15 protein-coding genes are annotated in these 17521 nt (G+C 66.6%); 10 read left to right on the forward strand and 5 right to left on the reverse strand.

Annotation, left to right across the window (positions count from 1 at the left end; all coding sequences use genetic code 11):
* Window positions 1-39: 39 nt before the first annotated feature.
* A complete protein-coding gene (locus tag V5D55_RS08015) occupies window positions 40-981 on the reverse strand; it encodes a hypothetical protein (RefSeq protein ID WP_435748872.1) in 942 nt (313 codons plus the stop codon).
* Between the two features lie 145 nt (window positions 982-1126).
* Here V5D55_RS08015 and V5D55_RS08020 point away from each other — a divergent pair, with 145 nt between their 5' ends.
* The 6 genes from V5D55_RS08020 (at window position 1127) to V5D55_RS08045 (ending at window position 8493) form a co-directional block, all read left to right on the forward strand.
* Window positions 1127-2485 carry an ABC transporter substrate-binding protein gene (locus V5D55_RS08020; RefSeq protein ID WP_435748873.1) on the forward strand — a complete coding sequence of 453 codons (1359 nt, stop codon included), beginning with the start codon at window positions 1127-1129 and terminating at the stop codon, window positions 2483-2485.
* 76 nt (window positions 2486-2561) lie between these two features.
* Window positions 2562-3437, forward strand: a complete 876-nt coding sequence (locus V5D55_RS08025) for a carbohydrate ABC transporter permease (RefSeq protein ID WP_435748874.1) — start codon at window positions 2562-2564, stop codon at window positions 3435-3437.
* Entirely contained in the window at window positions 3434-4324 is an 891-nt protein-coding gene (locus tag V5D55_RS08030) for a carbohydrate ABC transporter permease (RefSeq protein WP_435748875.1), read from the forward strand. The genes V5D55_RS08025 and V5D55_RS08030 overlap by 4 nt, the downstream gene beginning before the upstream one ends.
* Before the next feature lie 11 nt (window positions 4325-4335).
* A complete protein-coding gene (locus V5D55_RS08035) occupies window positions 4336-5352 on the forward strand; it encodes a hypothetical protein (protein ID WP_435748876.1) in 1017 nt (338 codons plus the stop codon).
* Window positions 5349-6245, forward strand: a complete 897-nt coding sequence (locus V5D55_RS08040) for an ROK family protein (protein WP_435748877.1) — start codon at window positions 5349-5351, stop codon at window positions 6243-6245. The genes V5D55_RS08035 and V5D55_RS08040 overlap by 4 nt, the downstream gene beginning before the upstream one ends.
* A gap of 61 nt (window positions 6246-6306) precedes the next feature.
* On the forward strand, window positions 6307-8493 hold the full coding sequence (locus tag V5D55_RS08045) for a family 20 glycosylhydrolase (protein WP_435748878.1): 2187 nt from the start codon (window positions 6307-6309) through the stop codon (window positions 8491-8493).
* A 90-nt stretch (window positions 8494-8583) separates the two neighbouring features.
* Here the strand turns inward: V5D55_RS08045 and V5D55_RS08050 are convergent, their stop codons facing one another.
* The 4 genes from V5D55_RS08050 to V5D55_RS08065 form a co-directional block, all read right to left on the reverse strand.
* Window positions 8584-9621, reverse strand: coding sequence for an FUSC family protein (locus tag V5D55_RS08050; RefSeq protein ID WP_435748879.1), 1038 nt, complete (start codon window positions 9619-9621; stop codon window positions 8584-8586).
* Window positions 9622-9665: 44 nt separating this feature from the next.
* Complete coding sequence (locus tag V5D55_RS08055) at window positions 9666-10307, reverse strand: hypothetical protein (RefSeq protein WP_435748880.1); 642 nt, start codon at window positions 10305-10307, stop codon at window positions 9666-9668.
* 53 nt (window positions 10308-10360) lie between these two features.
* Window positions 10361-11659: a family 16 glycosylhydrolase gene (locus tag V5D55_RS08060; RefSeq protein WP_435748881.1), complete on the reverse strand. Its 1299-nt coding sequence runs from the start codon at window positions 11657-11659 to the stop codon at window positions 10361-10363.
* 94 nt (window positions 11660-11753) lie between these two features.
* A complete protein-coding gene (locus V5D55_RS08065; RefSeq protein ID WP_435748882.1) occupies window positions 11754-12860 on the reverse strand; it encodes an ROK family protein in 1107 nt (368 codons plus the stop codon).
* Window positions 12861-12983: 123 nt separating this feature from the next.
* Here V5D55_RS08065 and V5D55_RS08070 point away from each other — a divergent pair, with 123 nt between their 5' ends.
* From V5D55_RS08070 to V5D55_RS08085, 4 genes are read left to right on the forward strand one after another with little or no spacing between them, the layout of a single operon-like run.
* Window positions 12984-14306: an ABC transporter substrate-binding protein gene (locus tag V5D55_RS08070; protein WP_435748883.1), complete on the forward strand. Its 1323-nt coding sequence runs from the start codon at window positions 12984-12986 to the stop codon at window positions 14304-14306.
* Window positions 14307-14309: 3 nt separating this feature from the next.
* The gene (locus tag V5D55_RS08075) at window positions 14310-15233 is read left to right on the forward strand and encodes a carbohydrate ABC transporter permease (protein ID WP_435748884.1); all 924 of its coding nucleotides are present in this window, start codon (window positions 14310-14312) and stop codon (window positions 15231-15233) included.
* Window positions 15230-16048, forward strand: a complete 819-nt coding sequence (locus V5D55_RS08080; RefSeq protein ID WP_435748885.1) for a carbohydrate ABC transporter permease — start codon at window positions 15230-15232, stop codon at window positions 16046-16048. Before V5D55_RS08075 ends, V5D55_RS08080 begins: the two co-directional genes overlap by 4 nt.
* Complete coding sequence (locus V5D55_RS08085) at window positions 16045-17349, forward strand: Gfo/Idh/MocA family protein (RefSeq protein ID WP_435748886.1); 1305 nt, start codon at window positions 16045-16047, stop codon at window positions 17347-17349. Before V5D55_RS08080 ends, V5D55_RS08085 begins: the two co-directional genes overlap by 4 nt.
* Window positions 17350-17521: the final 172 nt, after the last annotated feature.

Genomic DNA, 17521 nt, shown 5'->3' on the forward strand with positions numbered 1-17521 from the left:
ACCTCCATGCTTTCTTATGCTCAAAACATCGCAATCCATTCATGATAGATCACGAAATGCGAACTCGCCTGCGATGCGCTTCATGTACTCCCAGACGCCGGGAGGGGATGTCTCCCCGAGTTCGCTCATGTGGGATGCCGCCCCGAACGCCCAGAACCAGGTGCGCTCGGCGCCGACGTTCCGCGCCGCCTCCATGGCGGCGCGGAAGTCTGTCTCATCCGCGAGGTCGAGGCCGAACCCCTGCAACCAGCACTCCAGCTTGGTCGACTCCTCACCGATGGCGCCCCGCATCCGCGACAGCACGTCGCCGACGAACGGGAACGCAGGGAGGAACGCCGTCTTCCAGTACGGGTCCGAGGAGATCGCGGTGAGTGTGGGGATCGCGGCGATCTCCCTCCACGGCTGCCCGGGCGTCTGGGCGAGTTCGTCAGGCAGAAGGCAGACGGTGCTCTGGAGGCCGCGATCGTGGGCGGTCGCGGCGAGGTCGGAGACGAATTCCACGAGCATCCGCTCAGGAGAGACGTCCCTGCGATCAGTGCACGACGGGCACGTGCAGCGCCGATGATCTGTCGTGTCGAACGCCCAGCCCGGCTCATCCCAGAGGATCTCATCGAAGCCGACGTCGGCGGCATCGGCGATCCAGTTGGCCATCAGGGCGCGGGTCAGCGGGCTGTTCAGGCAGGCGGCGGGATGGACGAACCCGTCACTGTCCCGCTGGCGCTCGTTCGGGTGCTCCGTGAGGAAGAAGGATGCCTCCTCGCCTCCGAAGATGCCCGCCACGCCGAACGGGGCTGCGGCTGCGCGGAGTCCCCTGTCGTGCGTCGCGGCGACGATTCGAGCCATCTGATCGCGGTAGAACCGCTGGTCGACCTCGGAAAAGGTGTGCAGCACATGTCGGAAGCCCGCATGGGCGATCTCATCGAGATCGGTCTCCACGTGGGCGAGAAGCCGATTTCCGAAGTACGCGACGCCGATCTCCATCCGCCAGCTCCTTCCCGTTGCACAAACGATATCATCGCCCGTGCACATTTGATGTTGCTTCATGATCAAAACATGCCTATATTGAACATTATTCGACGCAGCGAAACCCGAAACTTCCTGCGTGGCCCTCTCAAAGGAGAAAGAGATGTTGCAGTCACACCGGCGATCGATCGTCGCCGCAGCAGTGGTACTCGGCGTGACAGCCACCGCGCTGAGCGGATGCTCGCTCAACGGCAGCGACAAGGGGAGCGACGAGAACATCGAGCTCACACTGTGGACCCACGAGTTCGAGCCGCTGCAGAACTCGATGGAGGAGAAGTGGATTCCGGAGTTCGAGGCGGCGAACCCCGGTATCACCGTGAAGATGACGAGCGTGCCGTTGGCCGGCGCTGTGTCGTACGACTCCAAGTTGCTTTCGACGCTGTCGAGTGGTGCCGGACCCGACGTCTGGGACATGGGGAGCTGGAACTTCCCCAGCTTCCACGAACAGGGGCTGCTGGCCCCGGTCGACCCGGCAGCCTTCGGCTACGACGACTCTGCCGACCTCGTGGCCGCCTATGAGCCCTCGACGCTCACGGAACTCCGCTATGACGATGAGCTCTACGGCATGTTCTCCGAGTTCAACACCCTGGCCACCTACTACAACGCCGATGTCTTCGCCGAGGCAGGCATCCCGGAGCTGCCGGCGGACAAGCCCGTCTCGTGGGACGAAATCGGTGAGATCGGTCAAAAGCTGCACCAGGAAGAGGACGGAGCCGTGACCCGGACGGGCTACCAGTTCGGGTTCTTCGCCAATTTCAAGGATGCGCAGTGGTACGCGCAGAACTTCTACACCCTGCTGCGTCAGCACGGGCAGGATGACGTGTACGTCGATGGAAAGCCTGCGGGCGACACGGAGGCAGTGCGCGACGCGCTGCAGGTCTTCAGTGACTTCGTGTACAAGTACAAGGCCTACGACCCGACCTTCCTCAACAACTGGTTCGCCGACGTCCCCGATGGGCGTGCTGCGATGGTGAGCGCGGGTACCTGGTACGCGGGTGCGGCCCTGGCCAACAACCCGGACTTCAACTTCAAGGTCGTCCCCAACCCGGTCGTGAACCCGGACGATCCCTCCACCTACAAGGACGTCTCCTACTTCTGGGGTTGGGCGGTCAACGCGAACGCGGAAGACGCGCAGCAGGCCGCCGCGCAGAAGTTCTTGGCCTTCATCCTCGGCAAGAAGGGCGAGACCGCCCAGGCCGACTACTGGTTCAGTGAGCTCGGCTACCTTCAGCCGACGAACACCTACCTGGAATCGGATGAGTTCACCACCGCGATCGCGGACGCGCCGTACCTCCAGACGTTCATCGACGCTCTCGACGACTACGAGGTGTCGCCGCCCCAACATGTCTACGACGAAGCTGGCGCCGCCATCGTTGCCGCGATCGATTCCGTCGTCTACAACAAGACCTCTCCGGAGGACGCAGCGGCAGAGCTGCAGGCAGCGCTCGAGCGCATCGAATGAGAGCTGCGGGAGTCGGCCAAAACCCAGCCAGGGCCGGCTCCGCATCATTCGTCCTTCCGTCACCGTTGGAGACCTCATGAATGATCAGAGACAGGCCCGCACCGGACTGCTCTTCACCTCACCCGCGATCATCGCGTTCCTCATCTTCTGGCTCTTCCCGGTCGGTCTGACGTTCGCATACTCGTTCACGCAGTGGAGGCTCGGTTCCGATCCTGCATTCGTCGGAATCGACAACTTCGTCGACCTGCTCGCCGATCCGCTCTTCATCCAGGCGACGGGCGCGTCGCTGAAGATCGCGGCATTCGCCGTCATCCCGAGCTTGATCCTCGCGCTGCTGCTCGCGCTGGCACTCGCGGACCCGCGCATCCGACTCGGACGTGCCTGGCGGGTGCTGTTCATGATCCCGGTGGTCACCGACTGGGTGGCGACCGGGTTGGTCTGGCAGCTGATCCTCCTGCCGAATCAGGGAGTGCTGGCGAGCATCGCCCAATCGCTCAACCTCGACTTCCTCGTGCGCGTCCCGTGGACATCGGACGCCACGCTGGCGCCGATCGCGATCGCGATCTTCATCATCTGGAAGCAGACATCGCTGTACATGATCTTCTTCTATGCGGCGATCCGCTCCGTCCCCGGCGATGTCATCGAGGCAGCCGCTATGGACGGCGCGACACCGTGGCAGTCGTTCTGGAAGATCCGGTGGCCGCTGATGCGACCGATCACCGTCTTCGTGGTGGTGCTGTCGTTCATCACCACGCTCGGCCTGTTCGAGCCGGTCTACATGCTCACCGGAGGCGGACCCGCGAACGCGACGCGCACGCTGCCGATCTTCCTCTACGAGAACTTCTTCACCTACGCGCAGAGCGGTTATGCCTCGGCCGCCGGGGTGCTGTTCCTCGCCGGATCACTCGTGTTCGCAGTGATCTGCTCCCGCATCATGAAGGACGAAGCATGACCTCCCTGCGCGCAACCAGAGCGAACCGTCGTCGGCCGGCGCACAGCCGTGTGACCGTCGGTCTGATCCTCCGATATCTGCTCCTCGTGGCCTACCTCGTGTTCGCCATGCTCCCGCTCGCCTGGATGCTGTCCGCCGCGTTCAAGGCGCGGGAGGACGTGCTCACGGTGCCGGTGCAGTGGATTCCTCCGAGCTGGCACCCGGAGAACTTCGCGCTGGCCCTCTTCGAACCGCGCTTCACCGGTCACTCGTTCGGTGAGTTCCTGCTGAACAGCACGATCGTCGCGACGGTCACCGCGCTGGTCGCGGTCGTTCTCTCGATCTCGGTCGGCTATGGATTCGCCAAGTTCGCTTTCCGCGGCAGGGAGGGGCTGCTCTGGACGCTGCTCGGCTCGACGCTCTTGCCGTTCTCTTCGATCGTGATCCCGCTCTTCCTCATCATCAAGTCGATGGGCATGTACGACACGCTCCTGGCGCTCATCGTGCCGTTCGTCGTATCCGGTCAGGCCATCTTCATCTCGCGTCAGTTCCTCCGCGGCATACCCGACGACTACCTGGAGGCTGCCCGCCTCGATGGAGCGAGCGAATTCCGCATCTTCCGCATGATCATCGTCCCCATGTCGGGTTCTGTCGTCACGACGGTCGCGGTCATGACCTTCATGACGTCCTGGACGATGTTCCTCTGGCCGCTCGTCGTGGAATCTTCCCAGGCGAACTTCACGGCCCCTCTCGGGCTGTCGCTGCTCGGCATCGGTGCGACCTTCCAGACCGACTACCAGGTGTGGATGGCGGGTGCCACGATCGCGATCCTGCCTCCGCTGATCTTCTTCCTCATCCTCGAGCGCCCGTACATGCGTGGGCTCGAGGCGATGTCGGGCCTGAAATGAGTGTGGCCCCGATGGCGTCCTTCGTCCCACACTCGACACTCGTGCTCACGGGCGATGATGTCCGGACGCTCGATGCGCACCGGCTCGGATGGCTCTTGGATGATGCCGTCGACCGAGGCATCGGCGACGTGATCGCCGAGGTCGACGACGTCCCGCAGGCCCTGATCGATGCCGTGCTGGCGCGCGACCTCCGTCTCCTGGTCGGCGTCACCTGTTTCCACGAGCACGGCGAAGTCACCTTCAGCGCGGAGTCCGCACGCCGCCCGATCGGCGCAGACGGCAAGCCGCGGGAGCGCATCGAATGGTACGTGGGTCTGCTGCCCACCGATCACCGCGTGGTGGCCGAGATCGTCGCCCGCTGCGCCAGGCTCGCCGCAGTTCCCGGCGTGAGCGGGCTCGTTCTGGACTTCATCCGGTGGCCGCTGCACTGGGAACTCGAACAACGCGAGGATGGTCGGCGGACTCCCGCAGCCTCGTACGACCTCGTGACGCTCGGGGACTTCTCCGACCGCACCGGCATCCGGGTGCCGACCGACCCCGCGGAGGCGGCCACCGAACTCATGGGTGTGCATGCCGAGCGTTGGCGTCGATACCGAGCGGAGACGATCACGCATCTTGTTCGGCTGATCGCTGATCTCGCGCACGATTCGGGTATCCATCTCGGTGCGTTCGTCGTGCCCATCACGCCCGAGGAGGTCGGACAGGACGTCCGCGCCTGGGAGGGTTTCGTCGATGTGCTCTATCCGATGACTTACCATGCGATCCTCCACCTCGAGCCGGAGTGGGTCGGCGATGTCGTGGCATCGCTCAGACAGTGCGTCTCGACGCCGGTGGTGCCGGTGATCCAGCTCACGGCGTCGGCTGAATACTCCGGAGGGTGGGACTGGGGCAACGAGATCCCACCGGCCGACATCGATGCGGCGCTGCGCGGCGCAGGCTCGTCCGCATCGGCGGCGTTCTTCCCCGGCACCGCCATCCGAGAACTCCCCCGCCTGGCGACCCCGCAGCCCGAGAAGACGCGGCGATGACCCGGCAGTTGCGGATCGGGATCGATGTCGGCGGTACGAAGACCGATCTTGTCGTGCTCGGCGCTGACGGCCGCGAGGTCGCGCGCCTCCACGCCCCCACGGTTCCGGGCGCGGACCCACTGATCCGCCATCTCACCAGCATGATCGACGCCGTGTCGACAACGTTCCACGGACGGATCGCCGGTATCGGGATAGGCATCCCCGGGCTTGTCGACTGGTCGACCGGGCACGTCGCCCACGCGGTGAACCTGCAGATCGAGGACCTCCCGCTGGGCGCGCTGCTCTCCGCGGAGTGGGGCGTTCCCGTCGTCGTCGACAACGATGTGAACGCGGCTGCCCTCGGCCTGGCGACGTTGAACGCGGATTCCGGCAAGTCGCTCGGTTATCTCAACATCGGTACGGGCCTCGCCGCGGGCATCGTGATCGACGGAGTCCTGTGGCGAGGTTCCGGCGGCGTCGTCGGAGAGATCGGACACGTCGCGGTGGACTCCTCGGGCGCGCGCTGTCCCTGTGGCCAGATCGGATGCCTCGAACTCCGGGCCTCCGGTGCAGCCCTGACCCGAGCGCTCCCCGCGGGGGTTGCTCCTTCCTCGGTCGACGCGCTGCTGCTCACGCAGCGAGACGACGTCCGGTACGCGTTCGAGACCTGGGCGCAGGGTGTCGCAGACGCGGTACTGATGCTGACACTGAGCGTGGGGAACGAACGAACGGTCATCGGAGGCGGTGCCGCCGCATTCGGGTCGCTCCTCACGGACGCGCTCGGGCGCGTCTTCGACACCCGCGCCGCCGAGTCTGCGTTCGTCGCCAGCCTCGGCCTCCGTGATCGCACCGAGGTCAGCGCGAACACGTCCGCTGCGTCCGTCGGGGCGGCGCTCCTGGTCAGCGCCGCGTGAACCTCGCGGCTCGCCCATCCCCTGTCACAACCCGCAAGACAGACACGAAAGGTACGACGCAATGGCACAACATAAGCAACGACGCTGGTCGCGATTGACCGCACTCACGGTGACGACGGCTCTGACAGTGGGGGTGCTCGTCGCGACCTCGACGTCCGCCGCCACCGCCGCAGATCCCGGAGTGCCGGTGGTCCCCCGGGTGGACAGCTTCACAAGCGGGGCAGGAACCTTCACTCTGACATCCGGCTCACGCATCATCGTCGATGTGGCCACGGCCGGCACGTCGTCGACCGGTCCCGACTCGAAGCTCTTCGTGGAAACAACGCTCCTGCAGACCGCCACCAGCCTCGCATCTCAGTTCCGCGCAGCCTCCGGTCTTGCCCTGCCGTTGGTCACCGGAGGCACGGCGGACGCCGACGACGTTCTGCTGTCCTTGGCGACCTCTTCGTCTCAGGGGGTCGAGGGCTACCGACTCACGACGTCCTCGACGACGGGCGCGAGTATCACTGCCGCGACCTCCGCCGGTGCCTTCTACGGCGGACAGACGCTCTTGCAGCGCCTGCGGGTCGGAGCCTGGAGCGCACCGGTGGGCACGATCGACGATGTGCCCGACACTGCGCACCGTGCCGTTTCGGTCGACGTCGCACGGAACTTCTGGACTGTGGCCGAACTGAAGGACCTCATCCGGCGGATGGGAGCGCTCAAGGTGAACGCGCTTCAGATCCACTTCAATGAGAACGAGGCGTTCCGTCTCTATTCGACGAATCCCGCTTACAGCGGCCTCGCCCCGTCGAGTGCGTCCTACCGCTACAGTCGCGCCGACATCGACACCCTCGTCGCGTTCGCAAAGGCATATCACGTCACGATCATCCCGGAGATCGATACGCCGTACCATGCCGGTGCGCTTACGCGGCTCGACAGCAGCCGGTCATTCGCTCCGCAGTGCGGGTCGCAGTTCTTCGACACACTCGACATCACCAACGCGAGCGTGCGCTCCTGGACCGTCGGGCTGTACGAGGAGTTCCTGTCGTGGTTCCCCGGCGACTACTTCCACGTCGGCAACGATGAAGTGCCCCTGACCCTCAACTCGTGCGGCTACGTCTCCGACACGGGCAAGAGCATCGAGCAGTGGCAGACGGAGTTCGTCAACCAGCTGGATGCAACGGTCAACGCCGCAGGCAAGACGACGATGATGTGGGCCAACGGTCCTGACATCCTCCCCAACACCGACGTGACGTTCGTGAACTTCGGGTCCGTGTCCAACGCCGCCTTCCTCCGCGGCGAAGGATACAAGGTGGTCGACACCGCGTGGGGCGGGAGCGGGTACCAGCGCTTCTTCATCATTCCCGGCATGATTCGTGACAGCAGGACGGCGTCTGAGGCCCAGATCTACGGCTGGACCTGGCCGGGCGGTACGAACAACCTCGGTCAGCAGCTCGCCATCTGGATGGACTTCGCGAACACGGAGGACAACTACTCCGCGGTCGATCTGTACAGTGCACGCTTGGCGACCTTCGCCGAACGTGTCTGGGCGACGACCTCTCCGTCGATCACGGCAGCGCAGTTCGCGTCCCGATGGGCTGCGATCGGCGATGCGGTGGGGGTCGCCGCGCGGCCCGCTGCAACCGTCAATACGACGACGCCCGCGTTGAAGTACACGTTCGATGCTGCAGTGCCGCTCTCGACCAACGAGTTCACCTCGCCGCCCACCGGATTCGCGTCGACAGGATCTGTGGCGTTGCACGCGGTGCGGGGCGCTGGCGGCACGCCGTCGACGGTCACCGGGCGGAGCGGCACCGGAAGTGCGGTGAAGTTCGGGGGGTCCGCACATCAGACGCTCACGATCGGCGATGGCCGGAAACCGAGTGCCTGGTCGGCATCCCTGTGGGTGAACCCGGCCACGTCCACCGCAGACACATCGCTGGTCAGCGGGTGGCAGAGCGCGCTGAAGCTCTCGCAGTACCAGACGACGAACAAGGTGGGGGTGACCGTCTTCGGAGTCGGAGACTACTCGGTGGACTACACCGCGCCGACGGCGACGTGGACGCACCTCGCGTTCGTCTCCACCGGTACGCAGGTGCAGATATACGCGAACGGGGCGCTCGAGGGCACGATCAACGCAGCGGTGCCGTACCCCGGGAGCGGTGGAATCGGGGGGCAGCGGTCGATCAACGGATCGATCGACGACGTCGCCGTCTACTACGGGGCACTCACCGCGTCGCAGGTCGCGGCGCTCGCCCAGCAGTAGAACGGGGCACGAGACCGCTCGCAGAGGTCTGCGAGCGGTCTCGTGTTTGACGCCGGATGCCTGAGGCCAGTCCCGACTCAGCTGCCGGGCTCAGTCCTCGCCGAGCAACCCGGCGCGGATGCGCCGCAGGTCTTCCATGAGCGAGCCGATCACGATCCAGTGCTGCGACGACGGCGGCCGGATCACGAGCGGCGCGGTCAGCGCGGGGATGGCCGAGGTCAACGTGGCGGGCTCTGGCACGACCTCGGCGACCTGCACGGCGAGACGCACGTCGTGGCCCGCACGTCGCAGCTGCTCGGCGATCGCAACCACGGCCGGCTCTTCGGCGATGGTGTCGTCGTAGTGGTCGAAGTAGGCCCTTGTCATGCCGATCGTCTGCGTCACGATCGGCGACAACCGGTCCAACAGCTGCCGCATCTCTCGGAGGTCTGCCCGGTGGGTGGATCGGCGGGGGTTCAGCGTCAGCGACTCCTCGCCCGCGGCGATGGACGCGTCGGCGGCATCCTTCATCGGACGCAGCAGCCGCACCTCCAGCATCAGCTCCTGCAGCTTCGCGGGGGACTGCGGCTCGGGCAGCACGTCGGCGAGCCGGTCGAGGCTCGCCGCCAACTCTCCGCCGAGCAGGCCGAGGTCGCGTCTCGCGGGGGCGATGAGCACCGGCGGCACGATCGAGGCGTTGACGATGATGCCGATGACGACCCCGATCAGGGTCTCGACGATGCGGGCGAACGCGTACTCGGGGCTCGACGACCCGAGCGCCAGCACGAGCATCGCCGAGATCGCGACCTGATTGCCCGTGCCAGGCGAGGCGCGGAACACCCACGCGACCAGCATCGCCACCACGATGGCGAGGAGCACGATCCAGCTCGGCGACCCGAAGAGAAGACCGAGGGCGACGGCGATCACCACGCCCGCGATGACGCCGATGCTGCGCTCGAGCGCCTTCGACAGCGACTGGTTGACGCTCGGCTGCACGACGAGCAGCGCGGCGATCGCGGCGAACACCGGCAGCTGGGCGGGGAACACCCAGCCCGCGACGAGCCATGCTCCGATCGTCGCTGCGGCCGACTTCACGACCTGCAGCAGCGGAGAGCGCTGCGAGGCGCGGATGGCGGCGGGGATGCGCATGCCTCAACGGTAGTCGTGCGCCGCCTCTCGCCGTGGCGGTGTCGTCAGGGAGTGGGCTCCGCAGACTTGCGCAGCGGTCCTTTCGAGATGTCGTCGATGAGCCAGACGCCGTCGACCTTCGTCAGCGAGTACTCGCGTGGTTGGGCGAATTCCGCGCCGGGGTCGACGTCGAGCTCGTGCAGATATCCCTCCGAGGCGTCGACGATGGCGAAGAGCGATTCGAAGCCCACGGTCGCGTGCCGGCGATCGGCGTCGATCGTCGATTGCAGCCACGCCACCCCGGTCTGTTCGATCGTCAGGTCGGCGTCTTCGTACATCGCGACCACGGCATCGCGGTATCCCTGCGTGGCAAGCTTCTCGCTGAACAGCGGTGTGAAGTACATCTCCTCTGCGGTCACCGACTCCGCGACCGTCGCCGGGGAGCGGTTGTCGGATGCTCCGGAGTGCCGCGCGACGACCTGTTGGAGCGCCTGCACGTCGGGGTCGTCGAGACTCAGGGGCTCGTCGGTCGACGCGATGGTCCAGAGGGTGGCGTCCGGGTCGAAGCGCGGAGTCGCCGAGGCGCTCGGGGCAGCGCTCGCCGCTTCGGTCGCCGCGGGTTCCGTGCAACCGGTGAGCACGGCCGTCACTGTGAGCGTCAGCGACAAGAACAGGGCCGCGGTGGGGCGGCGGCGGGTGGGAATCATCACGTCTCCTCTGCGTGGGAGGGGCCCGAAGTGCCCCTCCCACGGGTGTCGTCCTAGTTGGCGGGTGCCGCGTTCAGCTGCCAGTGCGAAGACCACCAGGAGCTCGACACGGTGCCGAACTCGACCTTCCCTGTGCCGTTCTCCACGTGCAGTGCTCCGGAGGCGTTCTGGATGCGGACGTATCCGCTGCCCGCCGACGGTGTCGACCATTCCGCGGCGGTTCCGGCCGTCGCCGCGGTGCCGTGTCGCACCGTCGAGCCACTCGTGTAGAGGTACTGGTTCGTCCACCGGTTGCGGTACTTGGTCGCGCCCGACGAGGTCGTCTCGGGCACCCACTGCGCGCTCCAGTACGTGCTCGGCACCTCGCCGAATCGCACGAGGCCGTCGTTCGGCTCGACGTTGACGGCGCCGGCGCGGTGCCGGTTGTTGATCAGCTTCCACGTCGGCGACACCGCCTCGGAGTATCCGGCGTTGTCCTTGAACACCCGCAGGTAGTCGACTTCCCACTGCTTCGGCCAGACGCTGTTCGGCTGTCCGGAGCCCGCGCCGGTGTAGATGTTCATGATGATGCCCATCGCGGTGTTCGGAGCATCGTTGAAGGTCTTCACCAGTTCGCCGTCGTAGTAGAACTTGAGTCCGGTGGGCGTCCAGTCCATGCCGTAGATGTGGAACTCCTCGGTGGGGGTCCCGGTGACGGGCACCTTGGCGCCCTGCCATGAGCTGAAGAAGTTCGGATCGCCCCACCCGTACATGTTGATGTTCCACGTCGTCGGCGTGCTGAAGAACGTCTCGATCATGTCGATCTCGGACTGCCCGCCGGTGGTGTTGGTGCCGACAAGCCAGAGCGCCTGGTGGCCACCCCCGCCCGCGTTCGAGTTCTTCGCCCTGACCTCGACGTACCCGTACTTGGTGGAGTAGCCGTTGAAGGTCGGCAGGTTGTTGCGGTTGACCGCCGAGGAGTTGAACGGGTGCCAGTTGTTCTGGTTGTAGGTCTGGATGGCCGATGAGACCACCGTTCCGTCCTGGTCGGGGTTCCAGGGCGGCTGGTTCTGCTCGACGCGGAGCTTGATGGTGCCGTCGGAGATCGTGTAGCGCGCGGCGGTGTCGGCGAAGTCGGCGGCGGGGACCCAGTGCGGCAGGTAGTTCGGCATCCACTTGTCGGTGTTCAGGGTCGTCCCGGAGAACTCCTCGGCGAAGTCCAGGGTGTAGCCCGGCTTCGAGTTCGGGTTGGGTGGCGTGTCCGCCGCCCAGGCGGCGGGCCCGGACAGGACCAGTGCGCCCACGGTCGTCGCGATGACGGCGGATGCGGCGAGTCTGCGGGTGCGGATACGGGCAGGGTTTCGGCGGGTCATGGGTGCTCCTCGGGATCGACTCTGATCGTTGATCTGGTCGCGAAAGACACTCATCGACCAGCGAGGACAATTAACCCGGACTCTGACGTAATTGTCAATACTCTTGCGAGAACAACCGCTCCCGCGCTGCGACGCTGCTGACGGCCAGGGCGCCGAGGCAGGGCGCGGCTGCCCCGAGCGACGAGGTGCGGAGCTCGGGCACGAAGAGTGCCCGTCCGGCGAGTTCGGAGCGCAGGGCATCGGCGAGTCGATCGGATGCTTCGGGGATGCTGCTGCTCACGACGACCGCATGCGGGTCGATGGCGAGCACGAGCGCACCCAGACCGTCGGCGATCCCGGCGGCGAACTCGGCGATCGCCTCCTCGCTGCCGCCGTGCCGGCGGAACAGAAGCTCCAGACCGTCCTCGGCGCGCGCGGAGAGGCGCTGCTGCGCCTGTGGCCAGGCCACTCGTTGCAGGGCACCGATCTCACCCGCTGCGCCGTGGGCGCCGCGCGCCACCCGTCCCTCGACGACCGACGCGGCGGAGATCCGGTTCCCGATGCGCAGCAGCACGGCTGTCTCATCGGCTCCGATCGCCCCGTTCTCGATCTCGGCGAAGGCGGCGAGCTTGGTGTCGTTGTCGAAGGTGATCGTGGCGTCGGGGAACATCCGCCGCAGGTGAGCATCGATGTCGACGGCCAGCCAGTCCGGAACGACCGTCGTCTTCACGGGGTGGCCGTCGGCGTCGACGATGCCGGGGATCCCGACGGTGAGCGCCGCCAGTTCGCGGGTCGACGCCGTCGATTCCTCGAGCAGTGCTTCGACGATCTCGGTGATGGCCGTGACGGCGTCCGCGCCGCCGGAGAGGTCCTGTTCGAGGCGTCGGTGCGGCGCGGTGACCGTACCGCGCAGGTCGCCGGCGATCCCGGCGATCCCGTGCGGGCCGATGTCGATCCCGACGGACACGCCCCGGTCGGCGGCCAGACGGTATCCGCGTGCCGGTCGCCCCGCGCCTCGGGGCCGCAGCTGCTCGGAGCGGATCAGGTCGGCGTCGAGCAGCTCGGCCAGGACGGCTTCGACCGTGGTGCGGGAGAGCTCGGTCGACGCGGCGAGGCGGCTCGCGGTGAGCGGGCCGCCCTCGTCCCAGAGCGTGGTCAACACGGCCTGACCGTTGAGTCGCCGCATGGCGGCGAGATCGGTTCCGAGTGCGGGTGAGGTCACGTGTCCTGACTACCACATCCGCTGACGGTGCGGCTTGACACGATCGGAGCGCTGACCTATCTTTGGGAATTACCCCGGAGAGTTGCAAAATAGAATCTCTCCTCCACCCGAAAGCGACACTCCATGCAAAGACGCACGCGACTCGTCCTCGCCCCGCTGGCGGCGGGCACCCTCCTCGGCCTTGCTCTCACGGCCTGCGCGCCCGGCGCGACCACGACCGACGCCGGCACCGGTGCCGACGCCAGCACCGAACTGACGACCGACGACATCACGCTCACCCTGATGTCCACGCCGGAATCCGGTGCGGCCATCGAAGCGACGATCGCCGCGTTCGAGGCCGAGCATCCGAACATCACCATCGAGTACTCGCAGACCAACTACGAGGACTACAACCAGAGCGTCAATCTCAACCTCTCCGGCGATCAGTCGCCCGACATCGTGCTCCTGAACGCGGTCGCCAACACGGTCAAGAACAAGCTCGTCCTGCCGCTCGACGACTACGCCGACCTCTACGGCTGGAACGACTTCTTCCCCGCCAACCAGCTCAACCAGTGGCGCGTCGCCGAGAACGGGACGACCCTCGGCGACGGGGGAGCTCTTTACGCGGCACCCGCCGGCTTCTCGCTCGTCGGCACCTACTACAACAAGGCGATCGCCGCCGAGCTGGGCATCGAGGCGCCGACGTCGCTGACCGAGTTCGACGCGGCACTGAAGACCGCGAAGGCGGCCGGCGCGCTCCCGGTGCAGCTCGGAAACGCCGAAGGGCACGCGGCCTTCGTCGTCCAGCTGCTGGGACAGGGCGCGTCGGGCGCAGACACGGCCAATGCGTGGGCGTTCGGGCACGAGGGTGCGACCTTCGACACCGAGGCGAACCATGACGCGGCCCAGACTCTCGCGGACTGGCAGAAGGCCGGCTACCTGGGCGACCCGACGACCGTGAACGGCACCGACCTCCAGGGCGCGGTGGACAACTTCATCGGCGGCAAGGGGCTGTTCCTCGTGGACGGCATCTGGGATGCCGGCAAGATCGGTGAGGGTTTGGGCGATGACGCCGGCTTCCTCCCCTTCCCGGGCGAGAACACCACCGGGATCGGTACGTCGGTCGCCTACGCGATCTCGTCGCAGAGCAAGCATTCGAACGAGGCCGCGGCCTTCCTCGACTTCCTGCGCTCGCCGGAGGCGAGTGAGCAGCAGTTCGCGCAGGGGTTCATGCCTGACGACCCGACGGTCGCCGTCGCAGAGGAAGGGACCCTGCAGGGCGACATCGTCGCCGCGTGGGCGGAGATCGCCGACGCCGACGGTCTCGTCGCATTCAACAACAACGCCACAGCGACGATGAACGATGCCCTCAAGGCAGGCACCCAGCAGCTCATCGCGGGGCAGCTGTCGGTGGACGACTTCATCGCGTCGATCCAGGCCGACTGGGCCGCAGCCCACTCCGGCTGATCCATGTCGAAACCGCTGACCCGCACACGGGGGGAGTCCGGTCGTGTGACCGGCTCCTCCCGGCGGACGCGCCGGGGCTGGAGCTCGCTGCTCTACCTGGTTCCCGCCTTCGTCTTCTACGGGACCTTCACGATCGCGCCGTGGGTCCAGAGCGTCTGGCTCTCCTTCTGGGAGTGGGACGGCATCGGAGCCGCGACCTGGGCAGGGATCGAGAACTACATCAAGGTCGCCACCGACGAACGTCTCGTCGTGGCGCTGCGCAACGGTCTCGGCTTCATCGTGTTCTACACGGTCTTCCCGGTCATCCTCGGGCTTCTCATCGCCGCGGTGATCGCGGCGCGTCCTCGCCGCGGATCGGGATTCGTGCGGACCGTGCTCTTCCTCCCGCAGATCCTGCCTCTCGTCGCCGTCGGCGTCGTGTGGCGCTACCTCTATGCGGCAGACGGCCCCATCAATCAGATGCTGCGAGCAGTCGGGTTGGGGGATGTGGCGAGGGCGTGGCTCGGTGACTTCACCTGGGCGTACCCCGCAGTCGGCGTGATCGGCACCTGGGTGACGACCGGACTGTGCATGATGCTCCTGCTCGCCGGCATCCAGAAGATCGATCCCTCGCTCTACGAAGCCGCACGCCTCGACCGCTGCGGTCCGGTGCGCCAGTTCTGGCATGTCACGGTTCCCGGGGTGCGAGCGGAGATCGTCGTGGCGGTCACTGTCACCCTCATCTCGGCACTCGCGAGCTTCGACATCGTCTACGTCACGACCGGGGGCGGTCCCGGCTATCAGACCATCGTCCCCGGCGTGCTGATTTACAAGCTCGTCTTCACCTCGAACGAAGTCGGACTCGCGTGTGCGCTGGCCACCGTGCTCAGCGCGATCATCCTCGTCTTCGTCGCAGTGATCGGCCGAATCGGAAGGAGAGGCGCATGAGATCCACCGGCTCCCGCATCCTGTCCGCTGCGTTCCTCCTGGTCGCCGTGCTCGGCGTCATCGTGCCCTTCTTCGCACTCGTCTCGGCGGCGCTGCAGCCGGCCGACACCCTGGCGCCGACGCTCACCTGGCCGACCGACCCGCAATGGGGCAACTTCGTGAGCGCCTGGAGCATGGCCGGATTCGGCTCGCTGCTCGCCTCGAGCGCGATCATCGCCCTGGTCGTCGTGCCCGTCTCCGTGGTGTGCGCCACGCTCGCCGGCTATGCGATGGGCACGATGCGGATGCCGGCGAAGGGGTTCCTGTTCGCGTTCTTCCTCGCGGGGCTCACGCTCCCCTACGAGGCGATCGTCATCCCGCTCTACTTCGCCATGCGATCGACGGGACTGATCGACACGTACTGGGCGGTCATCCTCCCGCTGGCCGGCGCGTTCATGCCCTTCGGGATCTTCTGGATGCGCACGCACTTCGAATCCGTCCCGACGGAGATGATCGAAGCGGCCCAACTCGACGGCGCCGGACGATTCCGCACGCTGGTGCAGATCCTGGTGCCGGGGGCCAAGCCTGCGATCATCACCTACGCCCTGCTGACATTCATGTGGGCGTGGAACCAGTTCCTGCTCGCGCTCATCCTCATCCGGGATCCCTCCCGGCGCACGGCACCGTCCGGTCTGGGGACGTTCGTGCAGCAGTACGGCGAGAACATCCCCCTCCTGGCGGCCGGAACGATCATCGTGATCGCTCCGATCGTGATCCTCTACTTCATCTTCCAGCGCAAGTTCGTCGCCGGCCTCGTTCAAGGAGCCCTCAAATGACCCTCTCGAATCCCGTCCGCCTCGCTGTGATCGGGGCCGGATCGCGGGGGACCGGCTATGCGCGGCGCGCGGTGGCACAGGGTGCGGCCATCACGGCGGTCGTCGAGCCCGACAGTGCGCGACGAGACGCCTTCCTGGCCGAGTTCGCCGGGCAGCGGATCGAGTGCTTCGCGACGTGGGAGGACATCGCCGCCCGGGATGAGCGAGTCGCCGACGCGGTGGTGGTGTCCACTCCGGATCGCCTGCATGCCGAACCTGCGATCGGTCTCGCCCGCGCCGGCTACCACCTCCTGCTGGAGAAGCCGATCGCGCCGACCGAGGAGGAGTCCGCCCGGATCGTCGAGGCCGCGGAATCCGTGGGCGTCATGCTCGCGGTGTGTCACGTCATGCGGTACTCGAGTTATTCGCGCACGCTCAAGCGGCTGCTGGACGACGGTGTGATCGGTCGTCTGGTCTCGGTCGAGCATCTGGAGCCGATCGGCTGGTGGCACTTCGCTCACTCGTATGTCCGCGGAAACTGGGCGCGCGAGGCGGAATCCGGTCCGATGCTGCTCACCAAGAGCAGCCATGACATCGACTGGCTCTCCTACATCATCGGTCTCCCGGCCGAGCGCGTCTCGTCGTTCGGGAGCCTCCTGCACTTCCGGCCGGAGAGCAAGCCGGTCGGCGCCACCGACCGCTGCCTCGACTGCCCGTTGCAGAACACCTGCGCGTACTCCGCGACACGGATCTACCGCGGCTTCCTCGGCGACGAGACCTTCGAGCGTTGGCCGCTCGCGGTGCTCACGACCGATGTCTCCGCGGAGGGCGTCGACCGCGCGCTGCGTGAAGGACCGTACGGGCGCTGCGTCTTCGACGGCCAGAACGACGTGGTCGATCACCAGGTCGTCAACATCGAGTATCAGGGCGGGGTGACGGCATCCTTCACCGTCACCGCGTTCACGGAGCTCGACTTCCGCAAGACCCGTCTCTTCGGAACGGACGGCAGCATCGAGGGTGACGGTCGCACGCTCGTGGTGCACGACTTCGTCCGGGACGAGAAGTACGACGTCGTCCCCGAGTCCCGCGGCAACGCGAGCGCGGCTGACGGACACGGCGGCGCGGATGACGCGCTCGTCGAGGCGTTCCTCGAGGCGGTGCGCACCGGCGACTCCACCGGCCTCCTGTCCGGACCGCAGGAGAGCCTGGCGACGCACCGGATCGTCTGGCTCGCCGAGGAGGCACGGACGCGCGGATCGGTGATCACCATCGGGCAGGCGCCCGTACCCGTCCACCCCGTCGCCCATCTCGCTGTGCCCTGACGGGAGAACACCGCGGGTCGCCTGTTCATCGAGAGCCGTGGCGCCGAGACCGGCGGTACCGAGGCCCGGGCGCAGCATTCCGCTGCGTCCGGGCCTTCGTCGTGCCCGAGGGGCGGACACCTAGGCATCGGCATCCGAAAGATAGGGCATCTGTCGGATGCCGGGAGGGGGC

This window comes from Microbacterium sp. PMB16 (assembly GCF_051294855.1).
Taxonomy (GTDB): Bacteria; Actinomycetota; Actinomycetes; order Actinomycetales; family Microbacteriaceae; genus Microbacterium.